The 6658-nt window shown below is 51.7% G+C and carries 5 protein-coding genes and 1 pseudogene; 2 read left to right on the forward strand and 4 right to left on the reverse strand.

Annotated elements, in window-relative coordinates; genetic code table 11:
* Positions 1-759: 759 nt before the first annotated feature.
* The gene (locus DVK06_RS12500; RefSeq protein WP_121600491.1) at positions 760-2013 is read right to left on the reverse strand and encodes an RNA-guided endonuclease TnpB family protein; all 1254 of its coding nucleotides are present in this window, start codon (positions 2011-2013) and stop codon (positions 760-762) included.
* Positions 2014-2628: 615 nt separating this feature from the next.
* A complete protein-coding gene (locus tag DVK06_RS12505) occupies positions 2629-2970 on the reverse strand; it encodes an ArsR family transcriptional regulator (RefSeq protein ID WP_121600492.1) in 342 nt (113 codons plus the stop codon).
* Positions 2971-3072: 102 nt separating this feature from the next.
* Here DVK06_RS12505 and DVK06_RS12510 point away from each other — a divergent pair, with 102 nt between their 5' ends.
* Positions 3073-4191, forward strand: coding sequence for a DUF1616 domain-containing protein (locus tag DVK06_RS12510; RefSeq protein WP_121600493.1), 1119 nt, complete (start codon positions 3073-3075; stop codon positions 4189-4191).
* A 489-nt stretch (positions 4192-4680) separates the two neighbouring features.
* Here the strand turns inward: DVK06_RS12510 and DVK06_RS19015 are convergent, their stop codons facing one another.
* Positions 4681-6216 (reverse strand): hypothetical protein, encoded by a 1536-nt coding sequence (locus tag DVK06_RS19015; protein WP_199718669.1) that lies wholly within the window; start codon positions 6214-6216, stop codon positions 4681-4683.
* Positions 6217-6362: 146 nt separating this feature from the next.
* On the opposite strand from DVK06_RS19015, the gene DVK06_RS18695 reads away from it, so the two are divergent.
* Positions 6363-6536, forward strand: a complete 174-nt coding sequence (locus DVK06_RS18695; protein ID WP_158600082.1) for a hypothetical protein — start codon at positions 6363-6365, stop codon at positions 6534-6536.
* 6 nt (positions 6537-6542) lie between these two features.
* Here DVK06_RS18695 and DVK06_RS12520 read toward each other — a convergent pair.
* Positions 6543-6658: pseudogene (locus tag DVK06_RS12520) on the reverse strand (IS630 family transposase); the annotation flags it as partial.

A 6658-nucleotide genomic window follows, 5' to 3' on the forward strand; every position in this document is an offset into this window, starting at 1 on the left:
TCCCCTCCGGCCTACTCGCGTCGCGCTTCCGACTGAGCGTCGGAACCCCTCGCTCCTTGAGGCCGGAGGCTCCGCCTCGAAACCTGCTGAATGAACGTGGCTTTCTCTTCTGCCTGCGCAATTCTCTTTTGACGGAGTTCTTCTGGCCTCCGTGCCGGAAGGAGTGTTGACCTGTTTTCACCGCCTCCAGCATAGTCTTCTTATTCTTCTTTAATCAGTCGGGTTGGTTATCCCCTACCTCTCTTCTATCATGCGATTTTGATCAGTCACCTACTACCACCTCGCTGGAGTTTTCTTTGACCCCCTACTGAACCCCCTACTTCGTACCAACGAGTGCCATTCGGTATCCAATGGGGCGACAGCAACCACAGAAGGAAACACTCGCCGTGAGGTTGGGTCGAACCTTCCAGAAACGGTTTGTATTCCCCGAATTGGGTGAGGGCCGGACAAAATCCCGCCCGAAGAGCCCATGACCGAAACAACAACCCCAGTCGAGCCAGCATCGATAGCGACACTCGCGATCGCAGACGGCGGCACCGCAGCCACAGAGATCCAGTCGGATCCGTGTTTCACAATCGAAATCGAATGCGAGGACGCCACGCGACGTCGCTACCGATTCGAACCGCGACAGGAGGGTTCCGGGTGGTGGCGCTCTGTCGACGAATGGACCGGGACGAGCTGGGAATGCCACGATCGAGAGTGCGTCCGCTCGGTCTCGCTCACCGTCGACGGAGGTTCGATCATGTCAACTACCCCACCCTAAACGCCCTCGGCGTTTTGAGGGTGGGGCTTGTCCATGAACTCGGCGTCGAACCCTTTCGGGTGGGCAGCGAATCCGCCACTCGGTGTCACCGTTCCAGACTTCAGGGCGAGTTGACTGTCGCCCGTCCGCCGAGACGACTGTTGGCCTCGACGGACATACCGCATCCCGATGTTCTTCGCCGCATTGTAATCCGCGTTCGCTTCCGACTCACACTTCACGCACCGGAAGTCGTTACGAGTCGCACGATTCTCCTCGGCTGTGAATCCACACTCGGCGCACCGTTGCGATGTGTATGCCGACCCCACTTGCTTCACCGTGATACCTTCCGCTTCGGCTTTATACTCTACTTGCTCGTACAGCGTTCGGAACGCCCACTTGTGCCCCCACGACGCACCCGTTCGTTCGCGGATATCGGTCAAGTCCTCGAACGCGATCACGTCGCACTCGTATCGAAGTGCTCCATCCACAATCGCGTTCGACGCTTGGTGAACCACGTCACGAACGTATCGTAGTTCGCGTCCACTTGATTGTTCGAGCGTTCTGTGGGCGCTTCGCGTGCCTGTCTGTTGGAGTCCTGCACGGACTTTCTCGAACTCACGGAGGGTATGTGAGAGTTCGCGCCCATTGATGAATCGTGCTGTGCTAGTGACGGCGAGGTTTTCAATACCGAGGTCGACCCCGAGAACCGTTCCGTCCTCGGCGGTATCTCGCTCGGTCTCGGTCTTGGGTCGGCGGAAGCCGATGTGCAAAAAGTAGTCACCGTTACGAGCGGTGAGTGTGCTTTCCGTGACGCTCCATTGGTCGGAGTCGAGGTACTGCCGTTGGTAGCCATCCTCGGCTTCAGGGAGCGCAAGGTCACATCGGACGCGACTCTCCGTCGTGGAGAGCGACACTGTATCGTCATCGAACAGCGTCATCGTTCGAGTGTCGTACGTTACCGTGGGTGCGGTGAACGTGGGTTTACTGACCTGCTTGCCGTTCGAGCGGCGTTCGAGACAGCCGGTGATAGCTTGTGCGGCTTGGTGGGTGGCGAGGATCGCGTGCTGACTCCCGAGGTCGGTTTCCTCGCGCACGTCGTCGTAGGCGAGGGGTTGTACGTCGCTCTTGGCGTTACACTTCCCCCACGCCATGTCCGTGGCGAGTTGGCAACCACGCTTCCACTCGGAGATGGTTTCCTCAAGCAACTCGCGTTGCTCGCCATCTACCGAGAGGCGGGTGATTGCCGCCCGACGCACGTAGTCGTCTGCCACGTATTCAACGTGTATAAGTGGCTATTTACAGACTGGTGTTTGTGACAGATACGAACGCGCTCCTCCCCTCCCTACTCGCTCCCTTCGGTCGCTCCTTGAGGAAGGGGACTCCGCGCTACCGCTTCAGTTGAAATCTTCCCCGAGCTAAGTTGCCAATCCAAGCTGGATCTCTGTAGCACAGCGCATCGCGTCACACACTCGCATACGCGTTGAGTGGAGGGTGCCGTCGGATCAATTGTTGATGCCGTGATGTCAGATGTAGTCATGTAAACAGCGAAACCTCCTGCTTGTGACTGAGCGATGCGGATCCGGGACAGCACAAACAGCGCGCGGAGGGAGCTCCTGCGCTGTCTGTCGATCGTCCCTCTTAGAGTGGGGGAAAAGGACGACCAAATATAGTTGTTTAGTGAATTAACTAATGTTTGTTGGTTAGATTCTATCGACGTAGGGGCACCGGGTCTGTCACGTAGCGAATACTTTTCTGGTTGTACGAGTACAATTGTGGGCCCGAGAGTCGTTCTTTATTCTCAAAGGGTGAAGTGGAGCATTGCAGGAGGCTTTCTCCTCGATTCTCCGTAAATTAAATCGGAGTATCCAACATATCGAGATAATAGCTCACTGTTCCGACGCGGAGATTTGATGAACAGTAGGATCAGTGATTGTAACTAGCGGTTCTTGTTCAGCAAGCGCCATTTCAAATTTTTCTCGATCGGTTTTGTACAACGTTTGATTTTGAGAAGCGACAACACCTCGCGGTGTAATCTGATACAACCCAGAAGAGTCAGCGGGGCCGATCCGTTGAATTAGTCCTTCGTCAGCAAGGGCAGGCAAGCGTGTATTGATGTAGTCTCTATTCTTGTCAAGAATCATCGCAAGATTAACTGCTGTATCCCGTCGGCCGTCTGAAAGCGCTTCAAGAATTTGGAAGTCTGTCGGGTGGACAAGCCGTGTGCGCATCTTGGTTGAGAGTATATGCTAATAGAATATAGTTACTATGATCACAAAATCAGTACAGATTCACACCGTGTGGCTTTTGTCTACGGTATCCGATTTCAACCTATGAGTGATCGGCAGACGGCATGGTTGCTTCTTCCGCGACCAATCCGGCGGCTGCCTGCCGACTTAGCAGCGGTCGTTGTGCTCACGCTGCTCACATTGGGGAGTGTCTTTCTTCCAGTGATAAATGAGACGCCGCTGCGAGTTATTTTTGGCCTAGGCTTTGTCTTGTTTCTCCCCGGCTACGCGCTGATTGCGGCGTTGTTTCCTGAAAAGGGTCAAACAGCTACAGAAGACGACAAGCAGACACAGACGGAAGTTGGAACTGAAACTGGGACAGAACCGAGCCCAGTTCCGGGCACTGACGCAGCAGAGGTAGACGATTCACAGGCCGCCACTCCCAGCGAACACGCACACCAGCAGGAGGGAATAGATGGAATCGAACGAGTCGCGCTGTCGTTTGGGTTATCGATTGCCATTGTACCCCTCATCGGGTTAGTCCTGAATTTTACACCATGGGGGATTCGACTGGCACCGATTGCCCTGTCAGTCACCGTGTTCACATTTGTCTGTGTGGGTGTCGCAGCACGACAACGCCACAAATTGCCTGCTGAAGAGCAGTTTCAGGTGCCGTATCGATCGTGGATCGGAGCCGGGAAGGCCGAACTGTTTAATCCAGATAGCCGCGTAGATGCGGCGCTTAATATCGCACTTGTGGTCTCAGTGTTGCTTGCTGTTGGCAGTGTTGGGTACGCGGTTGCTGTCCCGCCACAGGGTGAACAGTTCTCTGAATTTTATCTGCTGAGTGAATCTGAGGATGGTGAGTTAGTCGCGGACGGCTATCCGAATGAACTCGCAGTTGGTGAGCAAAGCGAGTTGATTGTTGGAATCGGTAACAACGAATATGAGACAACGACGTACACAGTCGTTGTCCAACTCCAAACGGTCGAACAAGACGAGAATACCACCGTTGTGCGTGACCGTGAAGAGGTTGACCGATTCCAAACTACAGTAGATCATAACAGTACACATCACGAACCACACACATTACGTCCAACGCAGTCGGGAGAGGATCTCCGTGTCAAGTATTTACTGTACAAAGGGACCGCACCGGAATCGCCCGCAGAAGAGAATGCGTATCGGGATCTTCATATCTGGATTGACGTTGTTGAGTCTCGGTAGAAACCAGCAACGTTTCTGTTGTTATGTGACAATGTATTAATAGTCAAACGAATTTGCTGCGTAGGCGAGTAGAAGTCCAAAGGCGAGCGCAACACCCACAGCAAAAAACGTCACTGAGGATGTCTCCGCAACGATATCAAGCGCCGTCATTTCCTTTTCAATATATCTGGCAGGAACTATTTAACAGAAACCGTTTGTTCTCAGAACAAGGAGAATATCTACAGCTTCATGGCGGGGATGAATCCAACAAGGTGGAACCACCGATCCGTCTCTTGCTGTGAGGAACGCCCGAAAACGGTTCAATATCAGTAGTTGAAAACACGCCGATTCTATTCAGCAACGCACCTCGATAATCAGTCAATGTCTGAGGTACTCAAACTGCCTTGAGAACATCGGCAAATAATTGTCGGATTTATGTTAATTGGGTTGAGAGATGGAGGTCGCGGGGGTGTCTTAGTCTATATTGTTGCGCAGACGGCACACTCTGGTCTATCGGTTCTCAGCTAAGTTTTGGAGGTGGGACTTGTCATTAAATCGTTCGCTGATGTATATGGTCACGATATCTTTCTCAACGGCCGTTTCGAGTGCCTCTTCCCATTCTCCGTTATCACGATAATTGTCAAAGTAGAAGGCCCAGTATTCGCGTTCACTGTAACCCCATATCGGGAAACTCTTGTCGTATCCCGTCCGCCAAAGCAAGAACTCGTCAATATTCTCCATTTCTTCCTCCTGGAGGAGTTGATACAGGTCATAGAGTGTGAGGATGACAACACGGTCATCATTAGCGAGATGCTGGTGAACTTGACCGACACCTAGCTCTTGGTCCACCCGCTCGTTTCCAGAAAACAGTGTGGGTATGAACCCATCAAGGACGATTATTCCGCCCGCTTCCATACTGGCCCAGTTCTTGTTGCCAGTGAGGTTGTACATTAGACCAAATTCGTCGTCTAAACTCTCAAGATAGTCTTGGGCTGTTCCTATCTGCTCTACCGCCTGTATGACTTTGTCCGTAAACCGTCTTTTGACGAGCTCGATCTGATTTGGAATCTTTCGGAAAATGGGGTGTGATTTGATCTCAATTACCCAGTAAGAACTGTCGAAAAACAGGATTCCATCGGCTTCGCCGGGATTGGGATCGTGGACAAACTGGAATCCCTTGACAAAATTTCGGTTGGGTACCCGTATTAAAAGACTCTGTGCTAATTCCTCGACAACGTCTCCCTTTCGGTGGTTTTCGACCTTTTGAACACTTTCGAACCGACTAACGTATTCCTCAATTCGATACTGAGCGGTCGTCAGTAGCACTTCAGGAAACGGAACAGCTATCTCTGACCTATCACCGCCTAATTGGAACAGGGGATTTGAGAGAAAATCCATTGTAGTGGTTCTGTCTCCCGAATATGAGAGGAATTCCAGAATCTCCCTTCCGGTCTCAATTCGCTCTTCATGTAGGTCAGGGTCGAATGTCGGGTCATCTGGAAGGGTCCCCTCTACGAACTCGCGCAGAACTGCCTGTACGTCAAGTACAATCCTCTTCTGCCATTGCTGTTCGAATTGATTGTTTGGTTCGTGAATGTCCGAGAAGTCAGTGTACTCCTCCCTCGATTCGAAGCGATGCAAGTCGGACAGAATCAACCCAGTATCTTCCAAGACCGCGTCACGAAGCAGCGCTTCAAATGACAACAGGTCATAAATAGTGAAGTAGCCCAATTCCTCCAGAGGTTCATTTAAATGGCTGTATCGGAACAGTAGATACTCTTGGAAATCTTGGGGATTAATGTCTTCTGGTAGTGTGAGTAGTATTTCCTGAAAAATCTCATTAAAATCCGTGTTTCTTCCCCCTGAAATAGATTTCCTCTGATCGCCAAACGCCCTCACATCGCTGACATCGACTTCCTTTTGGCCGAGTTGTTCGCTACGTAGTAGCTGATCAAGATACTGGCGAATGACAGGACGTCGTTCAGTATTATAGCGTCCCAGAGACGAAAGGAAGATGAGATTCTCTCGTAAACGTTCCGAAGCCATCCTGTTCTTACAGAATAGCAGATTTGCCATAAAAGTGGCCGGTCAAGAACTTGTATGACTTGAGACTCACGTTTCGACCGCCAGGCGCCTCTATAGGAGTATCAATCAGCCAAGGTTCTTGTTCCATGCTACAGAATCCTCCGGATATGCCTGACCCACTCACCACGTTTGCTGCTTCAACTCTCGCATCTGAGGTCGCATCCTACGCGACGTCGAAGGTGACTACCGCTGCTCGCACCAAGTACTCGGAACTTACATTCTTAGATGAGAAAATCGAAGAAGCGGCACAGGAGACTGCTGAACGCTACCCAGAGTTATAGTAGTTGCTAGAAATAATTACTCACTTTTGGAATCGAGAGTTGATCAAGAGCACTGTCGATCGCTGTTGTAAGTTCGTCGAGTGAGTCGAAAAAGCGGTTGCTGAGAGCTGCTTGGAGCTGTC

The sequence above is a fragment of the Halorubrum sp. Atlit-28R genome (assembly GCF_003665955.1).
Lineage (GTDB): Archaea > Halobacteriota > Halobacteria > Halobacteriales > Haloferacaceae > Halorubrum > Halorubrum tropicale.